The sequence below is a fragment of the Nonomuraea sp. NPDC050786 genome, assembly GCF_040654115.1.
Lineage (GTDB): Bacteria > Actinomycetota > Actinomycetes > Streptosporangiales > Streptosporangiaceae > Nonomuraea.
The window spans coordinates 235644-254141 of sequence record NZ_JBFAHJ010000006.1; the positions used below are offsets into that span (position 1 = coordinate 235644).

Below are 18498 nucleotides of genomic sequence, written 5' to 3' on the forward strand. Positions count from 1 at the left end.
GGACAGGCCAACGATCATGAACCTCGCACTGCTTACAAATCCCGCACCGCTGAACGCTGTTGCCGACACGCGCCCCGCTATCGACTCCGCGGTCCGGCTCCGGCTTGATCCCATCTCTTACCGGCGGGACACCACAGCTGGAGTGTGGTGGCCCCACTCCCGCGACGCCGCCGCCGAACTGCCCGATCTCATTGCCTCGGTCGACCAGCGACTGAGCCGGATCACGCAGTGCGTCGGCCTGCGCGCCGATGCCTGGGACGACATCCCTTACCGTATCCCCGCCCGTGGCCGGGAGGTCAGGGTGGACTGCTTGCGTGGGGCCGATCCGCACCTGATCGTCCTGACCGTCACGGGGACCGAACCCGTCACGCTGTTGGTTGTTCCGCCCGACGCGGGACCCCACCAGGCGGCGCACTTGCTCAGCGCGTACCGGCCCGCCGAGCCCGTCGCTGGCACGCCGGAGGCCGACGCCTCGGCCGGCTGGGAGAACGAGGGCGGATTCGTCATCGAACAGGATCCACAAGACGTACCCCGCGGGCAGCGAACCGGTCAAGCCGACCGGAAGCCACGCGCGCCTCTCCTCCGATCGGAGGATGGCGTGACCGTCACCGACGCCTTCCCGCTCGGCAGAGCCGACCCAACGGCGCCGACCACTGTCCGCCTCACCGGCGAGATCGACATCTGCACCAGCCCGGCGCTGCGCTCGCGTCTGCTGGGCACCCTGAAGTGCAGCACGAGCCTGCTCATCCTCGATCTGTCCGCGGTGTCATTCTGCGATGCCGCCGGCCTGGCCGTCCTGGTCGGCACCCAGCGCAGCGCCCGAACCATGGGCATCACCCTGGCCCTGGCCGCGCCCCGCCCAGCCATGTCCAAACTGCTGCACATCACCGGCCTGGACCGCAGCCTGCCGATGATGGTGTGAAGCGTGGCTTCTCTGCCATCGGGTGAAGAGGCCCGGCACTCAGAGGTTCGGAAGGCGGTCCGGAGGCCGGCGTGACCTCTGGCAGAGTCAGGACGGATCAGTTCGGGAACGGGATCACGGCCACCGGGCAGTGAACTTCGGATAGCGCAGCCTGGGTAACCACTCCCAACAGGGCGCCAGACCTCACACCGGGCCCGTGTCCTCCCAGCACGAGCAATGACGCGCCCTTGGCGGCTTCGACGATCGCCCGCGGGGGACGCTCGTCCACAAAGTCGGTCGTCACCGGCACATCTGGGTACTGGGAGGTCGCTACCGACATCACCTGCTGAAAGCGGGCCTCGGCTCCAGCGCGCATCGTCGCGGCGTCCACAAAGGGAAGTTGATCAGGCCCTGGCAGAGCTCCGGGATCCCACCAGCCGCAAATGGCCCTCACTGTCCCGCCACGCAATGCGGCCTCCTCCAGGGCGAAAGCGAACGCCGCCTGGCTGGCGGGCGAGCCGTCGATGCCGACCACGACCCGTACGCTGCCCTGAGGTGCCGGTTCCTCCGGCCGTACCACAATGACGGGCCTGACGCTGTAAGCGGGGACCTGCACGGCTGCTGACCCCACCCGCAGGTCCTCGAAGCCTCCCACCCCTCGGGAACCCAACACCACGAGCGCGGCCTCGTGTGCCGCATCCAACAACACCGCCGAGACCGGACCCTTGGCCAGCAACGGCCGGACCTCGACACGGGCGTCGAATCCGCGCGCGTGGTCGACACCGTTGTGCACCACGTTGGCGGCGATATTCTCGAGGTGCGCCAGCACCTGCTTGCTGCTGGGGCGCAAAGGGTATGGCCACTGCCAGGCGTGACAGACCAGCAGGGGAAGTCGACGCAGCCGCGCCTCTTCGACCGCCCAGCGCAACGCCTGCTCGCTTCCCGGCGATTCATCGTAGCCGACCAGGATGGACCGCCTGTTGCCCTGATCGCTCATCCTGCCTCCCACAAGGGAACCTCAGCCGGACGACGCTCGGGCTCCGGTGAGAGGTTCGCCGAGGACACCGTCCGGCTGGCCAATGTCAGGGCGTGTCGTGGCAGCCCACCGCTACAGGTACTGGCCCGCCTCGGCGCTGGCTGTCTTCGACACACGCGCCGACACCACGTTGGCGAGGTTGACGACTACGCCGTTCACGTCGGTCTCACGGCCATACCTCGCCCGCATCAACACCAGGCTGCGCCGCTCGTCCATAGCACGAGCGATCGCCGCCACCGCCTCCGGCTCTCCGTCGAAGTCCCCACTCATCACGGAGACGTCTTCGCCGCTCATCAGGTGGAATCGAATGATCAGTGCGACATTCTCAGGCACAGCCGGCTCCTTTCGCCAGAATCTGCAAGGGACCCCTGCCCAGCGTCGAACGCTGTAGGCGGCTGCCCTCCACATTCGCCTGCTGTGAGGCGGACGCGGTGCCCTCCGATCAAGCTGGGATACGGAGTGACGATCACGTCACCCGCTCCGAACCGGTTTGTTGCTCTGGGGTGGCTCCGGTCAGTGGTCGGTGATGAGAGCGTCCAGGGCGGCGGCCTTGTCAGCTTCGGTGGGCAGCGCGTAGCGGCGGGTGGTGTCCAACGAGCTGTGCCCCAGCAACTCGGCGACCAGAATGGGGTCCTTGCCGTCGCGGATGAGCTGGGTGGCGAAGGTGTGGCGCAGGACGTGCGGGCTGAAGGGCTCGGTGGGGTCGTCGCCCAGGCCGATGGCGTCGCCGAGGCCGGTGATGATCTCGCGGGCTGCGCGGTCGCTCAGGCGCCCGCCGCGGTGGTTGAGGAACACCGCGGTGTGGGTGCCGGCTCCCTTCCAGCCGGTGCGAGTTGCCAGCCAGTCGGCCAGGGCCTGGCGCAGGTCGGGGTGGACGGGCAGCAGGCGGATCTTGCCGGCGTCGCGGCCTTTTCCGCGGATGCGCAGTTCGCCTTTGCGGGCTGAGAGGCGTACGTCGGTCAGGTCGAGGCCGACGACTTCGGAGATGCGCAAGCCCGCGTAGTAAGGCAGCAGGGCGATGGCCTTGTCGCGCAGGGTTGCGGTGAGCTGGACGTGGCGGAGGTAGCGGCGGGCGCGCCGGGCGTCCAGGGCGCGCGGTGCGGTGCGGCGGGGGTCGCGTTCGCGGCGGGCCTTGGGCTTGACGAGGCCGCGACGGGCGTAGAAGTCGTCGATGGCTGACAGGTAGGTGTCGATGGTGTTGGGGGCGCGGCGGCCGTTTTTGAGGTGGCGGCGGAAGTCGCGTACCGCGCCCGTGGCTGCGACCGGGTCGCTGAGCGGGTCGCCGTCCAGCGCTCCGGCGTCGGCCTGGTCGGCCAGCCAGGCCAGGTAGCCGCGCAGCCGGGAGGCGTACTTGGTCCTGGTGGAGTCGGCCAGCGGGGCGCGCTCGAGCGCGGCGGTGTAGTCGGCCAGGACGGCGGCATGGGGGACGGGAAGCGGGACGGCCCGCGACCGGCTTGCGTCTCCGGAAGCTGCTCCGGCCGGTTGCGTGAGCTCTGAGGGCGAGTTTCCAGAAGTCACCCGCCCAGTCTACTTCCGGAATTATGGAATTCCGGAGGTAGGAGGTAGAGTGAAGGTACCGAGGTCTTTTCGAGCGTTGGCATTCAGGTCGGCGTCGCCCCCGGCGAACCACCACCGGCTCCTTCGAAGGGGCCCGGACAGGTCAGGCGACCATGACGCCGACACTTCTTTCTCAACCCGCACCGCTCAGCTCCACCTCGTCCGCGATGCCTCGGGTCGATTCCGCGCTACGGCTCGGTCTCCACCCGGTGCTGGATCGGCGAGCCGTGGTTGACGGGGCCTGGTGGCCCCACTCCCGCGACGCGGCCGCCGAACTACCCGGCCTCATCGCCGCCGTGGACCGGCTGCTTGATCGAGTCACGCTCCGCATCGGCCTGCATCGCGACGCGTGGCAGAGCATCCCGCACCGCATCCCGGCATGCGGGCGTCAGGTACGCATCGGCTGGTTCCGCCACACCGACCCGCGCCTGATCACTCTCATCTTCGCGACCGGCGAGCCGGTCGTCCTGCTGGTCGTCCCGCCGGACACCGCCGCCGGAGCTGCCGAGGCCACGCTCAAGCTCACCGCGCAGGACAGCGCCGGCTTGAGCATCGACGACATTCTCACCGTCGCGCGCTTGCCGCCCAACCCCGCTGCGCCCCTGCGCGCGGACGGCCGCTGACGGCACGGGCTGCTGCGAGAAGGAGGGTGGGTCGGTCATCGGCCAAGAGGTGCCCTCCTCCACCAGACGGCCCTCAGCACCGGCGTGACCCGCGTGCCGCCTGCCGACCGGATCGAACGGTTCCAGGACCGCCCGTTCTGGCGGCGGACCGGCTCTCCGGTCGGCAGGCATCTCATCCCATTTCAGCTTCTTCAAAAGGGAGACCTTCCATGACCGTCATCGACACCGCGCCACTCGGCATCGCGCCCCTCGGCGTGGCCAGCCCGTCGAAGCCGACCACCGTTCATCTGTCCGGTGAGATCGACATCTTCACCAGCGCAGCGCTTCGCCGGCGCCTGCTGAACACGCTGCACTACAGCACGAGCCTGCTCATCATCGACCTGTCGCAGGTGTCCTTCTGTGACGCCGGCGGCTTGGCCGTCCTGGTAGGCATCCAACGCCGCGCCCGGACGATGGGCATCACCTTGGCCCTGAGGGCGCCCCGCCCGTTCATGTCCCGGCTCCTGCACGTCACCGGCCTGGACCGCGGCCTGCCGATGGTGGCGTGAGCGAGGTGCGCGCCCAGGCCTCAGCTGCACCATACGACGGGCGATCTCCGTTCCCGCACGCCCAGCAGCGCCTCGGTGTCCATGCCGGGCAGGTGGCGCTGACCGCCACGATCGTCATCGCGCCGTTCATCGCGCTGGGCGCCGGAATCTGGCTGGCGTGGGGACGTGGGGTCACCCTCACCGACCTGCTGCTGGCCGCCGTCTTCTACGTCGCGACCGGGCTGGGGGTGACGGTCGGCTTCCACCGGCTGCTGACCCACCGCTCCTTCACCGCCCGCCCCTGGCTACGCGTTATCCTGGCCGTGGCCGGGTCGATGAGCTTCCAGGGCAAGCTGATCGACTGGGTGGCCATCCACCGCCGCCACCACGCCTTCACCGACCAGCCGGGCGACCCGCACTCCCCCTACCGCTACGGCACCGGTCCCGGCGGACAACTGCGCGGCCTTGCCCATGCCCACCTGGGCTGGCTGTTTTCCAGCGAACCCACCTCGGCCACACGGTATGCCCCCGACCTGCTGCGCAACGATCCGGCCATGCTGCGTATCTCGCGCGCCTTCCCCGCCTTGTGCGCCGCCTCCCTGCTCCTGCCGTTCGCGGCGGGCTGGGCGATCAGCGGCAGCCTCTACGGTGGGCTGACCGCGTTCATCTGGGCCGGCCTGGTCCGCATCGCGCTGCTGCAGCACGTGACCTGGAGCGTCAACTCCCTGTGCCATGTGATCGGCGAGCGGCCGCACAAAACCCGCCGCCACGACCGCTCCACCGACCTGTGGCCGCTGGCCCTGCTGTCCTTCGGGGAAAGCTGGCACAACGGCCACCACAGCCAGCCCAACTGCGCCCGGCACGGCCGCAGCGGACGCCAGATCGACCCCTCAGCCGCACTCATCAGCCTGTTCGAACGCCTGAACTGGGCCACCGACGTGCACTGGCAACCCCCCGACGTCCTCGGCCACCATCGCACGGTGGCCGGCAAACACACGCTGCGCACCAGCACCCCGCGCCCTGGCGAGACCAGCGACCTCGCATAATCACTTGCACGATCAACGGTCGTGTAGTGAGGTGCGCCGTTCAGCTGTTCCGGTGCGATGATCGGTTGGGGGAGCGGGCGCGCAAGATCTCGACGCCTTGTTGGTGTCGCTCATCGGCAGCAGCCGTACGACGGCGAACAGGCTCGTGAGCGCCAGGTAGGGCAGTCGCAGCAGCAGGTCGGATGGGGTGGGAGGTAGTAGGGCGCCCGGGGCTCGAACCCGGAACCTACGGATTAAAAGTCGACAGACATTATGCCAGCCCATGCCGAATTGTTTCTCAATGTATCATGCTGTCCCCAAATGTCGTCGCTAAAAATGTCCAAGAATTCCGTCCGGCGGTATGCCGTATCAGGTACCGAAGAGCATCCGACGAGCAACCGTGGGGTAGTTGGCATTCCTAGACTGTTTCTATTTTGCGTTCGATTTGCGAGCTGACGCCTAGGGAGTGTCTGACAAATGATCATCGCTCACGCTTGAATGGTTGATCGTGGTGCGACGTGGCGAGTTGACCGATAAGGCGTGGGCGCGGATTGAGCCGCTGCTGCCGGTAACCGACGGGCGGGGGCGTCCCTGGCGCGGTCATCGGGAAGTGATCAATGGAATCCTGTGGCGGCTGCGCACCGGCGCGCCGTGGCGGGACGTCCCCCGAGCGGTACGGGCCCTGGCAGACGTGCTACGAACGGTTCAAACGCTGGGACGAAGACGGCACCTGGGCCCGGCTGCTGGAGGAGATGCAGGTCAAGGACGACTCCATCGGGCAGGTCGAGTTCACCGTGAGCATCGACTCCACCATCGCCCGTGCCCACCAGCACGCGGCGGGAGCGCGTAAAAGGGGGACGACGGCAGGACGATCGATACGAAGCAATCGCAAAACCGGCAGGCGCTCGGACGATCCCGCGGTGGATTGACCACCAAGCTGCATCTGCTCGTCGAGGCCCGCGGGCTGCCACTGGTCCTACACCTGACCGGCGGCAACATCGTCGACTGCACCGCGTTCGCAGCCGTGCTGGCTAAGTTCCGGCTGCGCCGCTCGGCTGGCGGCCGACCCCGCACTCGCCCGGCCATCTTGATCGGCGATAAGGGGTACTCCACCCGCACGATCCGGCTCGACCTGCGCCGACGTGGCATCAAGGCGGTGATCCCCGAACGCCGCGACCAGATCGCCAACCGCAAACGCAAGGGCAGCTCCCGTGGCCGCCCACACGCCTTCGACACCCTCACCTACAAGCAGCGCAACCTGGTCGAGCGGTGCATCGGCAAGCTGAAGCAATGGCGCGCCATCGCCACCCGCTTCGACAAGCTTGCCAATCGCTACCTGGCCGGTGTCACCATCGCCTCGCTCATGCTCTGGCTCGGGCACGCCGAATTGTCAGACACTCCCTAGGGGCATCGGTGCTGATGGTGTCAAGGGAGTCGCCCGTCGCGCCGAACCGGTGATTGCCCCGTAGCCGGGAACGCTGCGGCCTCGAGCCAGACGGCCCGTTGCTACACGCCATTTGCAGGTCATTAGCTGACGTTGCGCTGTCCGCCGGCCCGCAGCGGGGTGACGGTGCCAGCGGTAGCCCGGGCTATGCGCACCCGGCGCCAAGCCGTGGGTCCAGGTGATCAGATCGTCCTCACTGCCGCCGCATCCATGAATGAAGGCCATGACCACCTTGAGGGTGGGCAGGCGTGGCGGCTTATTGGCGTCGAGGGCCTCGCACAAGGTGCTGGCCCCGACGGTCTTGCCCGCGTTGCGGGCGATCTCGCGGAAGGACGGCTCGCCCGCCCATACGTGGAATTCTCGCATCACCGCGAGGAACTCCTCCTTTGAGGAGGCGCGCATCTGGTCCGGCTGGAGGTCATATCCAGGGAGATCTGCCCGCAGCCGGTGCACTCGATTGTTTTCGAACCAGGGCTGTATACCGGATTCCCCGTGGCGCCACATCTCCCAATAGCGACGGGCCTGCTGTGTGATCGAACGGTCAGTTTCGAGAGCCTTGAAGATGCGCTCGTAGAACTGCCAAGGGCTTCTCTTCCCCTCTCCGCTCAGGGTCGGGGGATAGAAGGTCCATGGGTGCAGTGGCACGCTCGGCCAGAATTTCGAGAGACATATTCTGGCGCTTCACTGCGCAGTGATAAGTTTGCCGAGTTCAACGCTCGGATAGATCGAGCGGGCCATCAGCGGGCCTTGTGCGGCTGAAGCTTGCGGGAACCGAAGCGCCGCTCCGGTGATCGCTGGCCGTCCTGCGATGAGCAAGGAAGTCCGGGAGCTGGTTCTACGCCTGGCACGCGAGAACCCGAGGTGGGTATCGGCGGGTCCACAGCGAACTGGTCAGCCTCGGCGTGCAGGTCAGTGAGGCGACCGTGCGACGAATCCTGCGTTCACGCCGACACCGGCCGGCGCCACGAAACTTCGACACCACTTGGCGGACGTTTCTACGGCTGCCAGCGAAAGGGCTGCTCGCCTGCGACTTCTTCCACGTTGACACGATCTTCCTGAAGCGCCTGTACGTGTTGTTCGTGATGGAGGTGGCCCTACAGCGGTTACATCGCGGTGAGCTCCGCCGTGGCCACGCTGGGGCCCGTCGCCTTCTTCCTGGCCCGGCTCGCCTCGGCCGTGGGCGACAACGACGCCGCCACGGGGCACCTCACCACGCTGGCCGGCCTCACGGCCCAGAACGAGCTCACCTGGTGGTGCGAGCGCGCCGCGGTCATGGCGGGAGCGCTGCCCGCGCAATCGGACGATCCCGCCCCGGGACGTGTCGTCCCGGGACCCAAGGGAGGGCCGAAGACCTCGTTCCTGTGCGAGCCCCCGATGACGTCCTGATACAAGCCGGACCGAGTCTTCCCAAGCGGATCAGGCGGTCCACAAGGACACTGCGCCACTCTTACGGACATTGCAGCCAATCACGTGCTAAGGGGTGAGCAACCTCAGAAGGGTGGCTGAACCCTGCACCCTAAGTCCGTGCGGGTGCCATGTGGAAGCGGAGACGCTCCACCGCCCTGCGGGCCTCATTCCGGCCGGGAGTGAACCGCCTGGCCGGAGACCGCGGTTCCCGAGGAGGGGCTCGTCCTTCTCCCGGAGAACCGGCCGGTCGTGGCGCACTCTGCCCCAGGGATGTGCGCACCCTCCTCGTCCCGTGCCGCGCCCGGTGCGTGGCAGCAGCTTCGGAGAGTCTTCCTTGACCTGGTCACTCGGCCGCGCACTCGCAAGGCGGATAACGTTTGCCGCACTTGCCGCGCTGCTCGGTTCCCTCGCCCTGCCCCCGTCCGCGCTCGCCGCGCCCGCGTCGTCACCATCCCCGACGGGTGAAGCGGCACCCACCGCGTCCAAAGCCAGGATCATCGATCTCGGCCCCCTCAACACCAACATGGGCTACGTCACAGCGATAAACAACAAGAGCGAGGTCGCGGCGGCCGTCTGGGGGCCCACCGACGGGCCCGCCGGAGTCGGCGGCAGAGCCGTCCTGTTCAGCGGAGGATCCGTCGTCGACATCCACGCGAGCCTCGGCGCCGGCGTCCCCAACAGCCACGCCACGGACGTCAACGACGACGGCACCGTGGTCGGCACCATCGACGGCAACGCGTCCTTCCTCTTCAAGGATGGCAAGGCCACCCGCATCGAGCCGGCCCTGGCCAAGGCCGTCAACAACAAGGGGCAGGTGGTGGGCTCCAACTGGATCCGCGACTCCGACGGCTCCGTCCTGAGACTCTCGGCGTTCAAAGATCAGGTGGTGGAAGCCACCTCGCTGAACGAGCGCGGGCAGGTGGTCGGCGGCGCGGACATGAACCCCGACAAGAATGACAAAATGTACCGCGCCTTTCGCACCAGGCCCGGCCAGCCCATCGACGTCACCCGGGACCGCCTGGAGTACAAGGACTCCACCGTGGCCTTCGACATCAACGACCGCGGTCAGGTCGCCGGCTACGGGACGGAAGAGAACGGCGGTTACGTCCCCCTCATCTGGGATGAGAACGGCAGAGTTCAGCCGATCGACACGCCTCACGGCGGCATGGTGAACGCGATCAACAACGCCGGCACCGGCGTGGGACGGATGTACGACAAGCAAGGCTGGCTCCGTGCCGGCCTATTCGAGAACGGCGTTGGAATCTACCTGCACACCCTGGTGCCGGAGGCGGGCTGGAACCTGAAGTGGGCCATTGACATCAACGACCTCGGCCAGATCGCCGGCATCGGCGTACCCCCGGGGGAGACCCTCGACCACGCCTTCCTGCTCGACCTGGGGGACGCCGATCCCGTCATCCACTCGCTCACCTTCGCGACGCAGATCTACCCGTCCGAGGAGTGGGTCGAGGTGCCGGAGCAGGAGACGATCGACGGCAACCGGGTCCGCGTCTCCATCTCGATCTTCAACCCCGGCGACCGCCCCGCGTCCACCCGGCTTCGCCTGGTCGAGGAGGTGTCCGGAAAGACTTTGCCCGGCGGGGAGATCGACGAAATCCTCGCCCCTCGAGAAACCATCACAGAAGAGGTGATCTGGGACACCGCGGGCTTCGCCTGGCACAAGGGTGAGGTCCATTCGACGCGTAAAGTGACCGCGACGCTCGTCGCCGGTACCTTCGTCCACAGCAAACGCACCGAATCCTACGAGGTCCGGCCCAAACCCGTGGCCCTGGTGCACGGCTACATGAGTGACGCACAGAAGGCATGGGGCACGTATCCGGCGCTCATGAAGAGAGTGAGCCCGCTGCTGGAGGGGTACGCGGTCGGCGACGGGAGAATCCCCGGCGAACTCCACACCGGTAACACGTCGAACCCCTTCCAACGCACCGGGACCCTCAGGGATAACGCTGTCCAGGAGGCGGTCTACATCGAGGCCCTGCGCCGGGGGACGGGCGCGTTCCACGTCGACGTCGTCGCCCACTCCATGGGCGGATTGATCACCCGGCAGTACATCCAGACCGAGATGCCCGACTCGCCGGACGGCAAGCCGGTGGTGAGCCGGATGATCCAGCTCGGCACCCCCCAACAGGGGGTCGCCCTGCGCGGACAGGCTCTTGGACCTGGCGTTGTTCAACCTTCGCATCCCCGGTATGCCGGCCACGCGGCAGCTGAGCGTGCCGTACGTGGACGAGGTCTTCAACAGCAAGGTCACCGACCTCAAGGGCGTCACGGCCTCCAACCTCGTGGGCGTGGGCCGACCCGTGCCCTGCTACCTCCCCTGGCAGGACGGCGAGGACGGCGACCGGGTCGTCCCGGAATCGAGCGCCCAGTTCACCTACACCGACATCCCCTACACCCGGACCGCTCACACGGACATGACGGAATCGTGGGAGGACTTCCGCGGCTACGTCGTCCCGCGGCTCTCGTCGACGCTGGTGAACACCGGCAATCCGGGTGGTGTGGAGTCGCTGCGTGAGACCGCCGCCGCGCGGTCCGGGAAGGAGGCCGCGGCCGGTGCCGACGCGGCTTCGACGTTCGCCGCGCCCTCGGTCACGGTGGAGGCCGGCAAGACGATGAGCGTGCCGCTGGAGGTTCCGGCGGGCACGTGGTTCGGGGTCACCGGAGCGCTGCCGCCGACCGTCGGGCTGCTGCTGCGCGACCCGTCCGGGAAGCCGGCCGCACAGTACGCAGCCGGCAGCGAGGACGCCAGGCAGCCCATCCAGGGGCTGAGCGTTTCCAGACCGACCGCGGGCCAGTGGAAGCTGGAAATCACGAACACGGCCGCCGGGCCGGCCGAGGTGGCCCTGGGCGCCTGGGTCGTCGGCAACCCCGTGACGGTGACGGCGAAGGCCGAGCAGGTTTCCGACGACGGCCGTGCGCGGGTGACGGCCACCATCACCGACGACGGGAAGCCGGTTACCGGGGCGGACGTGCGGGTCGTGCTGATCGCCGATGACGCCGGCAGCCACGAGGTGACCTTGAAGGACGACGGCGCAAGCGGTGACGGACAGAGCGGTGACGGTGTGTACGGCGCCACGACCGACCCGCTCTCGGACGGCGTCTATAGCGTCGGCGTCAGAGCCGGCACCCCCGCGGGCACGCGCACCGCACAGGACGCCGTCAACATCCAGAAGGTCGACACGCGCGAGTTCGAGCTGGAGCTGTCGGCGCAGCCGGGCGGCTCGGTGACCGCGTCGCCGGCGCAGGACACCTACCGGGCCGGGACTGTGGTGACGGTGACCGCCACCGCCGACGCCGGGCGCATCCCACTGGGATGGATCGTCGACGGGCGGGAGCAGCCCGCCGGGGCGCTGAAGGTGACCATGGACCGCGCGCACACGGTGGTGGCCAAGTTCGGCTCCTACACGGCGACCGAGATCGGGGCGCTGCCCGGCGGCGACCCCGCCACAACCGAGGCGGTAGCGCTCAACGACCGCGGCCAGGTCGCCGCCACGGCCAAGGACAAGGACAAGCGGAGCCGGGCCGTGCTCTGGCAGGCCGGCGCTGTCACCGACCTGGGAGGCCTGCCCTGCACTGACAGTCCCGGTCTGCCATGCGAGGCCGGCGCAACGGGCATCAACGAGGCCGGTGACGTCTCAGGCTGGTCTTTCACGTCGGTGGACGGCGCAAACAAGCGGCACGCGGTGGTCTTCCGGGAAGGTTCGGCCACGGACCTGCACCCGGCGTCCAGTCCCTCGGCCAACAGCGGTGCCTCGGACCTGAACGACAACGGGCAGGTGTTCGGCCAGGTGGAAGGAGCGCAGGGGATCAGTTTCCACGTGATGTGGGACCGGGGCAGCATGAAGCGGCTGCCCGCCACGCCGGAGTATTCGACGTACGTTCCCGACCCCCAAGGCGATCGCATCAACAACAAGGGCGCCGTAGCCGGTGCCTACACCAGGGAGTGGGACGGCCTGGGCAAGCCCAAGATTTGGGGGCCGGCCGTCTACCAGAACGGGGTGACCACGCCGCTTGAGCTCCCGGCGTGCAAGCTCACTGGCGGTGCCGCCCACGACGTCAACTCCACCGGCATGGTCGTCGGCGAGGGGGTGTGCAACACGGGCGAGGAGGTCACCAGGCACGCCTACGCCTGGAAGGACGGCCGGCGCACGGACCTCGGCGAGGGCAGAGCCCTGGCCGTCAACGACCACGGCCTGGTCGCCGGTTTCGTCGGCCGGGCGACCACCGACACATCCCTCAGCGACAGGCCGGCCCTGTGGCTGGAGGGCCGGGCGTACAAGCTGGAGGACCTGCTTCCCCGGCCGAGGTGCGACGTGAAGCCCGTGCCCTGCATGGCCGTGACGTCGCTGCTGGACGTCAACTCCTCCGGCCAGATCCTGGCGCGCGGCTTCGTCGACGATGGAGCCGGTCGGCAGGAGCGGTCCTTCCTGCTGACCCCGTCCACCGCCCGCGCGGACCTTGAGGTGACGCACACGGTCTCGTCGGCCGAGCCCGGCCCGGGTGCGACCGTCACATGGACCAGCACCGTGACCAACAAGGGTCCTGGCACCGCGACCGGCGTCCGGCTGGACGTGCTCGTCCCTTCGGCCGCGGGAACGGCGGCGTGCGAGACCTCGCGGGGCCTGTGCACCGCGCTCAAGGGCGGGGGCGGGTTCCGCAACACCGTCAAGGTCCTGGAGCGGGGCTGGAGCGCCACCGTCACGGTGACCGCCACCATCCCCTCCGGCACCGCCGAAGGGACGGAACTCGCGACGCGGGCCGCCGCCTCCAGCCTCGCGGTCACCGACCCCGAGCCCGGCAATGACCAGGCCGAGGCCACGGCCACGGTCCGGCACGCGCTGAACCGCTCTGGAATCGACTTCGCCGATCCCGTCCGGGTGGGCGCGACCAGCTACCCGGTGGAGGTGACGTTGACCAACCGCGGCAGCGAGTCCATGCCCGTCACGGCCGTCGCCACCGAGGGCCCCTTCGGGCAGACGAACGACTGCCCGGTGCGGCTTGAGCCGGGGCACAAGTGCACGATGCGGGTGACCTTCGCCCCGACCCAAGTGGGAGCGGCGAGCGGGAAGCTCACCGTCACCACGGACGGCGACCAGCCGGCGTATGTGGTGTCCCTGTCCGGCATCGGCATCGAGTCCAACAATGTTCCCGTCGTCCAGACCCCGGACACCACGACCCCGCTGCGGGGTGAGGTGGGCAAGCCGTTCACCCTGAGCGTGCCGTTCACCGACGCAGACACCACCGACACTCATACCGCGGTGGTGGAGTGGGGCGACGGATCCGTCGTCGAGGCCCAGGTGACCCCGAAGGCCGGTGGGGGCGGCGGCACCGTCACCGCGACCAAGACCTTCGACGAACCGTTCGTGGGCATCGCGGTGATCGGAGTCATCGACAGTAAGGGAGACAGAACCGACAGCGGCGGTATCGACTACGTCATCGAGGACAAGCCGGCCGCCAACACCGCGCCGGTGGTGACGGCGGGCGGAGATGTGGAGCTGACGGTGGACGAGAAGCTCCACCGGGTGGTGTCCTTCTCCGACCCCGATTCCACCTCCTGGACGGCGACGGTGGACTACGGCGACGGCGCGGGCCCGGTGCCGGTGACCCCGGCCGGGCAGAACATCACCCTGGAGCACCAGTGGGCCACGGCCGGGACTTACCCGGTCACGGTGACGGTGCGCGACGACGGCGGCCTGCAGACCTCGGCGGCCTTGACCGCCACGGTCGTCCCGGCGCAGACGCCGAACCAGGCGCCTGAGGTGAAACTGCCCGAGTCCGGCCAGATCACGGAGGGGGCCACCTGGAAGGCGTCGGGGTCGCTCACCGATCCCGACTCTGAGGCGTGGTCGGCGACCGTGGACTACGGCGACGGCGCCGGACCGCAGGCTCTGCCCTTGGACGGCAAGCGGCTCAAGCTGGAGCACGTGTTCGCCGACGACGGCGAGCGCACGGTCACGGTGACGGTCACCGACGACAAGGGCGCCACCGGCACCGCGAGGCTGAAGGTCAAGGCCGCCAACGCCGCCCCCGAGATGCGACTGGAGGAACCGGCCGCAGGAACCGTGGTCGCGGTGGGCGCCCCGCTCGCGCTGAAGGCGTCCTTCACCGACCTGGGCATCGACGACACCCACACGGCCACCTGGACCATCGGCGGCCAGACGGTGGACGCGGCGGTGGCCGAGCACGAGGGCAAGGGCACGGTCACCCGCACGCACACCTTCACCAAGGCCGGGCGTTACCCGGTCACGGTGACGGTCACCGACGACGACGGCGGCACCACCACGGTGGACACCGTCGGGGGTGAGAAGGCGTACGTGATCGTGTACGACCCGGCCGGCTCGCTGGTGGGCGCCGGGGTGGTGGCCTCACCGAGCGGCTCCTGCACGCTGAGCTCCGCCTGTGGCAAGGCGGGCGCGGCGGCGTTCGCCGTCGCGGCCGGCTACCCGCGCAAGGGCACCGCACCCATCGGCGAGCTGAGCTACCAGGCCCCGGGGTTCCATCTGCGTGACACCGCCTACACGGTGCTCGCGGCCGCGGACGGCAAAGCGACCCTGCGCGGCAACGGCCGGGTCAACGGCGCCACGGATGTCACGTTCGAGATCACGGCCGTCGACTCGGGCAGGCCGTTCGACCGCACCGACCAGCTCAGGCTGAGGGTGTGGCGCAAGAACGGCGAACTGGTCTACGACAACCAGCGCATCGGCCCGCCGCCGACCGTGACCGGTATCATCCGGATCAGCGGCCGGAACTGACAGTCCCGCGGGCTTCCGCCCATCCGGTGGAAGCCCGCGGACACCCGTCCCGTCCGCCATCGCGGCCTCCGGCCCGCGAAACCACGAAGACCCCGACGGTCAACCGCCGGGGTCTTCGTGATGTGGCGAGGGTCGCGTACGGCGCCGTCGCCCATGCGAGAAACGGACGGTAACGGGGCCGATGGTGGCGCTGTGGTCGCGGTCGACGGCGGGCCGCTTGAGTCCGATCAGGGGTTGCGGGTGGCGACGTCGTGCGCGAGCAGGAAGCCGTACCAGGAGGACAGGGTGGCCAGCTTGCGGGATCTGCGACACCCAGGGGCCGAAGACGATGCACAAGACCATGAGCATGACGCCGGCGGTGAAGGTGGACAGCCGGGTGCGGGCGCCGTTCTTGACGTTGATCATGGTCTGGCCGATCATGGCGCAGCCGCCCATGCCGCCGAAGAAGCCGGTGACGATGTTGGCGATGCCCTGGCCGATGGACTCGCGGGTCTTGGAGGAGCGGGTGTCGGTGAGGTCGTCGACCAGTTTGGCGGTCATCAGCGACTTGTGGGTGCCGAAACTCGGCCGTTGGGGTTGACCTGGGGTCCGGCGTTTCTGTTCTGGCGGGCATGACGCTGTTCATGTTGCGGTTGCTTTATCTGATCTTCGTTCGGCTCGCGGGTTGGCTGGTGCTGTTGGGGCGCTCGCAGAGGTCGAAGGAGACGGAGATTCTGGCCTTGCGTCATCAGCTCGCGATGTTGCGTCGGCAGGTGGCCAGGCCTCAGCTGGCGTGGGCGGATCGAGCGATGATCAGCGCGCTGGCGCGGCTGCTGTCTCTGGAAGGTCGTCGGCGGTTGTTCGTGACGCCGGGCACGCTGCTGCGCTGGCACGCCGATCTGGTGCGGCGGCGCTGGATCTTCAAGCGGCGAAGCCAGGGTCGGCCCCGCACCCGCGGCACCATCCGGGCCTTGGTACTTCGTGCGGCCTGAAAGAATCCGCTGTGGGGTTACCAGTCCCAGGGATGCCGGTTCCTGATGGTGGTCTTCAGGTCATAGAGGTATTTCCGGCGCTGTTCCGGGTCCCAGCCCTCCCGGTCGAGCAGCCCTGTCCAGTCGCCCTCGTGCAGCAACCTGCAAAGCACGTCGTACGTCTCCTCCCACAGGGCGCCCGGCCACGCGCCGGCGTCCAGATAGGCGCGATCGACGTGCGGGTCGGCCAGTTCGGCGCGCAGCAGCCGCAGTGCCTCCTCGTCGAGCACGCCGGCTCCCGTGCACAGGGCCATGGCCCGCAGGTCGGGGTGGGAATCGGCGTAGTGGGCGCGCACGACGTCAAGGGCGCCTTCCAGCGGGACGAGCGTCGTGACTCCGGCCAGCCCGGCCCGCCGGATCCCCGGGTCGGAGTCGCTGGCGGCCTCGGTGAACAGCGTGAGGAGCAGCTGGCCGTTCTCCCGCGCCCAGTCGTCCTCGGTGATCGGCCGCGTGATGCTCTTCAAGGTCGGTGAACGCCAGTCGTACCGGGCGGCCAGCAGGTCCAGGGCGGTGGATCGCACCTGCTCGTCCGGGTCGGCGTGGGCCGCCTTGAGCAGGACCTCCCGATAGCGGGACAGGAGTTCGCCGATGATGACGAACCCCGCCTCTTCCACCGCGGTCTGCCGGACCTGCGGGTCGGGGTCATCGACGGCCAGGGCGAGCAGGTCCTCGATCCCTCGCGGCTGCGTGCTTGCGTGGTTCAGCTGCCTGATTCCCCGGACGGCGGCGGATCGTACGGCGGGGTCCTCGTGCCGCAGCATGCCGGCCAGCAGCGGGAGCCGTTCCAGGTCGGCGCTGTAGAGGCCGAGCCCGCGCAGGGCCGCGGCCAGGATCCGAGGGTCCTGGCCTTCCGCGGCGCACAGCCGTTCCAGCACTTCCCCGGTGGCGAGACGGTCCTCGTACGGCATGTGCAGGTTGCAGTGGGCCATCATGCCCAAGCCCAGCAGCACCTCCTCCGGGTCGTCTTCGCCGCACAACCGGAGCATGTGCCCGTAGGCGACCGCGTACGCCTCCGGGAAGCCACTGCTCGGCAGTTCCTTCAACACCTGAACCCGCTCCGGGCTGCCGTGCGGGTGCCGCCGGGCCCGCTGGAGCACCTCCACGGCCTCGGGCTCGTACACCGCGATCCAGCGCGCCCGATACTTTCCGTCCATGTACTCACCTCCGCTCCTTGAATACCGGGGCGAGCTTGATGAGATCTTGCAGCCATCTACATGGCGGCGCTCTCGACACCGGCATCTTGACGCAACCGCTACACAAGACCAAGTACATCCGGCCCGGCCACGCTGGAGAAATAGCATTCCGTTCGTGAGGGATGGGTTCAACGAGGTCTACACGAACCCGAGGCGCGTCAGACCCTCGAACCTGGTGGGCGTGGGTGAACTCGTGCCCTGCATCTCCCCGGTGAGGGCCCGGAGCTACGACGGCGATCTGATCGTCCCGGCGTGGAGCGCGCGATACTATCCCGATTCCCCCACGACCGGCACGGTCCACATGTCGATGACCGACTCGGAGTCCGACTTCAAGATCTACGTCAAGCCGCGGCTGGCCGACCCCGGTTACTGGGATGCGCCCGAGCCCGTCGCCCCTGGGAACGTGGCTGCGGACGCCGCAACCTCGAAAACCACCGCAACAGATGACGGTGTGGACGCAAGTTCGATGTTCGCCACGCCGTCGGCCGATGGAGAGCCGGGGAAGACCGCGAGCGTGCCGGTGGACGTCTCGGAGGGCACCGCGTTCGGTGTCACAGGGGTGCTGCCGCCGACGGTGGGGGTTGCTGCTGCGTAATCCGGCCGGGCAGCCTGCCGCGCAGTACGCGCCGAACAGCGAGGAAGCCAAGCAGTCGTCGGTCCAGGGGTTGAGCGTTATCAACGCGCAGGCCTGCCAGTGGAAGCTGGAGATCACCAACGCCGGCGCCGAGCCCGTTACGGCCGAGCTGGCGCCTGGCATCGCCGGCAACCCGGTGACGGTGGTGGCCAAGGCAGAGCAGCCGTCGGAGCACGGCCGGATCGAGGTGACGGGCACTGTCACCGACGGCGGCCAGCCGATCGGCGGAGTGCCGGTGCGTCACCATATTTCTGGATAGATCGCCTTAAGGTGCCGGTTGGGTGGGGCGTCGAGATTTCGCCGGTGTGGGCGGCGGAATGTCTTGGGACGGAAAACAACGTACCGGCTCGCCGCGCAGGACCGGCGCGACC

The 18498-nt window shown here is 68.5% G+C and carries 15 protein-coding genes and 2 pseudogenes; 11 read left to right on the top strand and 6 right to left on the bottom strand.

What is annotated here, in order from left to right; all coding sequences use genetic code 11:
- The first annotated feature begins 16 nt into the window (after positions 1-16).
- Positions 17-922, top strand: coding sequence for an STAS domain-containing protein (locus AB0H84_RS14900; RefSeq protein WP_357603525.1), 906 nt, complete (start codon positions 17-19; stop codon positions 920-922).
- 97 nt (positions 923-1019) lie between these two features.
- On the opposite strand, the gene AB0H84_RS14905 is transcribed toward AB0H84_RS14900, so the two are convergent.
- From AB0H84_RS14905 to AB0H84_RS14915, 3 genes are all read right to left on the bottom strand, one after another.
- The gene (locus AB0H84_RS14905; protein ID WP_357603527.1) at positions 1020-1898 is read right to left on the bottom strand and encodes a universal stress protein; all 879 of its coding nucleotides are present in this window, start codon (positions 1896-1898) and stop codon (positions 1020-1022) included.
- Between the two features lie 111 nt (positions 1899-2009).
- On the bottom strand, positions 2010-2270 hold the full coding sequence (locus AB0H84_RS14910) for a hypothetical protein (RefSeq protein WP_319707569.1): 261 nt from the start codon (positions 2268-2270) through the stop codon (positions 2010-2012).
- Positions 2271-2450: 180 nt separating this feature from the next.
- Complete coding sequence (locus AB0H84_RS14915) at positions 2451-3455, bottom strand: tyrosine-type recombinase/integrase (protein ID WP_357603529.1); 1005 nt, start codon at positions 3453-3455, stop codon at positions 2451-2453.
- A 206-nt stretch (positions 3456-3661) separates the two neighbouring features.
- Here AB0H84_RS14915 and AB0H84_RS14920 point away from each other — a divergent pair, with 206 nt between their 5' ends.
- From AB0H84_RS14920 to AB0H84_RS14935, 4 genes and pseudogenes are all read left to right on the top strand, one after another.
- Entirely contained in the window at positions 3662-4117 is a 456-nt protein-coding gene (locus AB0H84_RS14920) for a DUF5994 family protein (protein WP_357603531.1), read from the top strand.
- 209 nt (positions 4118-4326) lie between these two features.
- Positions 4327-4665 (top strand): STAS domain-containing protein, encoded by a 339-nt coding sequence (locus tag AB0H84_RS14925; RefSeq protein ID WP_357603533.1) that lies wholly within the window; start codon positions 4327-4329, stop codon positions 4663-4665.
- Positions 4662-5690 carry an acyl-CoA desaturase gene (locus AB0H84_RS14930; protein WP_357603535.1) on the top strand — a complete coding sequence of 343 codons (1029 nt, stop codon included), beginning with the start codon at positions 4662-4664 and terminating at the stop codon, positions 5688-5690. The genes AB0H84_RS14925 and AB0H84_RS14930 overlap by 4 nt, the downstream gene beginning before the upstream one ends.
- Before the next feature lie 490 nt (positions 5691-6180).
- Positions 6181-7074, top strand: a pseudogene (locus tag AB0H84_RS14935) (IS5 family transposase).
- On the opposite strand, the gene AB0H84_RS14940 reads toward AB0H84_RS14935, so the two are convergent.
- Positions 7060-7758 carry a hypothetical protein gene (locus tag AB0H84_RS14940; protein WP_357603537.1) on the bottom strand — a complete coding sequence of 233 codons (699 nt, stop codon included), beginning with the start codon at positions 7756-7758 and terminating at the stop codon, positions 7060-7062. The pseudogene AB0H84_RS14935 and the gene AB0H84_RS14940 overlap by 15 nt on opposite strands.
- A 468-nt stretch (positions 7759-8226) precedes the next feature.
- On the opposite strand from AB0H84_RS14940, the gene AB0H84_RS14945 reads away from it, so the two are divergent.
- The 3 genes from AB0H84_RS14945 (at position 8227) to AB0H84_RS14955 (ending at position 15290) form a co-directional block, all read left to right on the top strand.
- Positions 8227-8499, top strand: a complete 273-nt coding sequence (locus tag AB0H84_RS14945; protein WP_357603539.1) for a hypothetical protein — start codon at positions 8227-8229, stop codon at positions 8497-8499.
- A 355-nt stretch (positions 8500-8854) separates the two neighbouring features.
- Positions 8855-11053: a hypothetical protein gene (locus tag AB0H84_RS14950; protein ID WP_357603541.1), complete on the top strand. Its 2199-nt coding sequence runs from the start codon at positions 8855-8857 to the stop codon at positions 11051-11053.
- Between the two features lie 97 nt (positions 11054-11150).
- A complete protein-coding gene (locus tag AB0H84_RS14955; protein ID WP_357603745.1) occupies positions 11151-15290 on the top strand; it encodes a PKD domain-containing protein in 4140 nt (1379 codons plus the stop codon).
- A gap of 297 nt (positions 15291-15587) precedes the next feature.
- Here AB0H84_RS14955 and AB0H84_RS14960 read toward each other — a convergent pair.
- Positions 15588-15839: pseudogene (locus tag AB0H84_RS14960) on the bottom strand (SulP family inorganic anion transporter); the annotation flags it as partial.
- 62 nt (positions 15840-15901) lie between these two features.
- On the opposite strand from AB0H84_RS14960, the gene AB0H84_RS14965 reads away from it, so the two are divergent.
- On the top strand, positions 15902-16261 hold the full coding sequence (locus AB0H84_RS14965; protein WP_357603542.1) for a hypothetical protein: 360 nt from the start codon (positions 15902-15904) through the stop codon (positions 16259-16261).
- A 17-nt stretch (positions 16262-16278) separates the two neighbouring features.
- On the opposite strand, the gene AB0H84_RS14970 is transcribed toward AB0H84_RS14965, so the two are convergent.
- Positions 16279-17454, bottom strand: coding sequence for a HEAT repeat domain-containing protein (locus AB0H84_RS14970; RefSeq protein WP_357603544.1), 1176 nt, complete (start codon positions 17452-17454; stop codon positions 16279-16281).
- Positions 17455-17608: 154 nt separating this feature from the next.
- On the opposite strand from AB0H84_RS14970, the gene AB0H84_RS14975 reads away from it, so the two are divergent.
- Together AB0H84_RS14975 and AB0H84_RS14980 are read left to right on the top strand one after the other, a co-directional pair.
- Positions 17609-18088, top strand: a complete 480-nt coding sequence (locus tag AB0H84_RS14975; RefSeq protein WP_357603546.1) for a hypothetical protein — start codon at positions 17609-17611, stop codon at positions 18086-18088.
- Positions 18075-18386 carry a hypothetical protein gene (locus AB0H84_RS14980; protein ID WP_357603548.1) on the top strand — a complete coding sequence of 104 codons (312 nt, stop codon included), beginning with the start codon at positions 18075-18077 and terminating at the stop codon, positions 18384-18386. Before AB0H84_RS14975 ends, AB0H84_RS14980 begins: the two co-directional genes overlap by 14 nt.
- Positions 18387-18498: the final 112 nt, after the last annotated feature.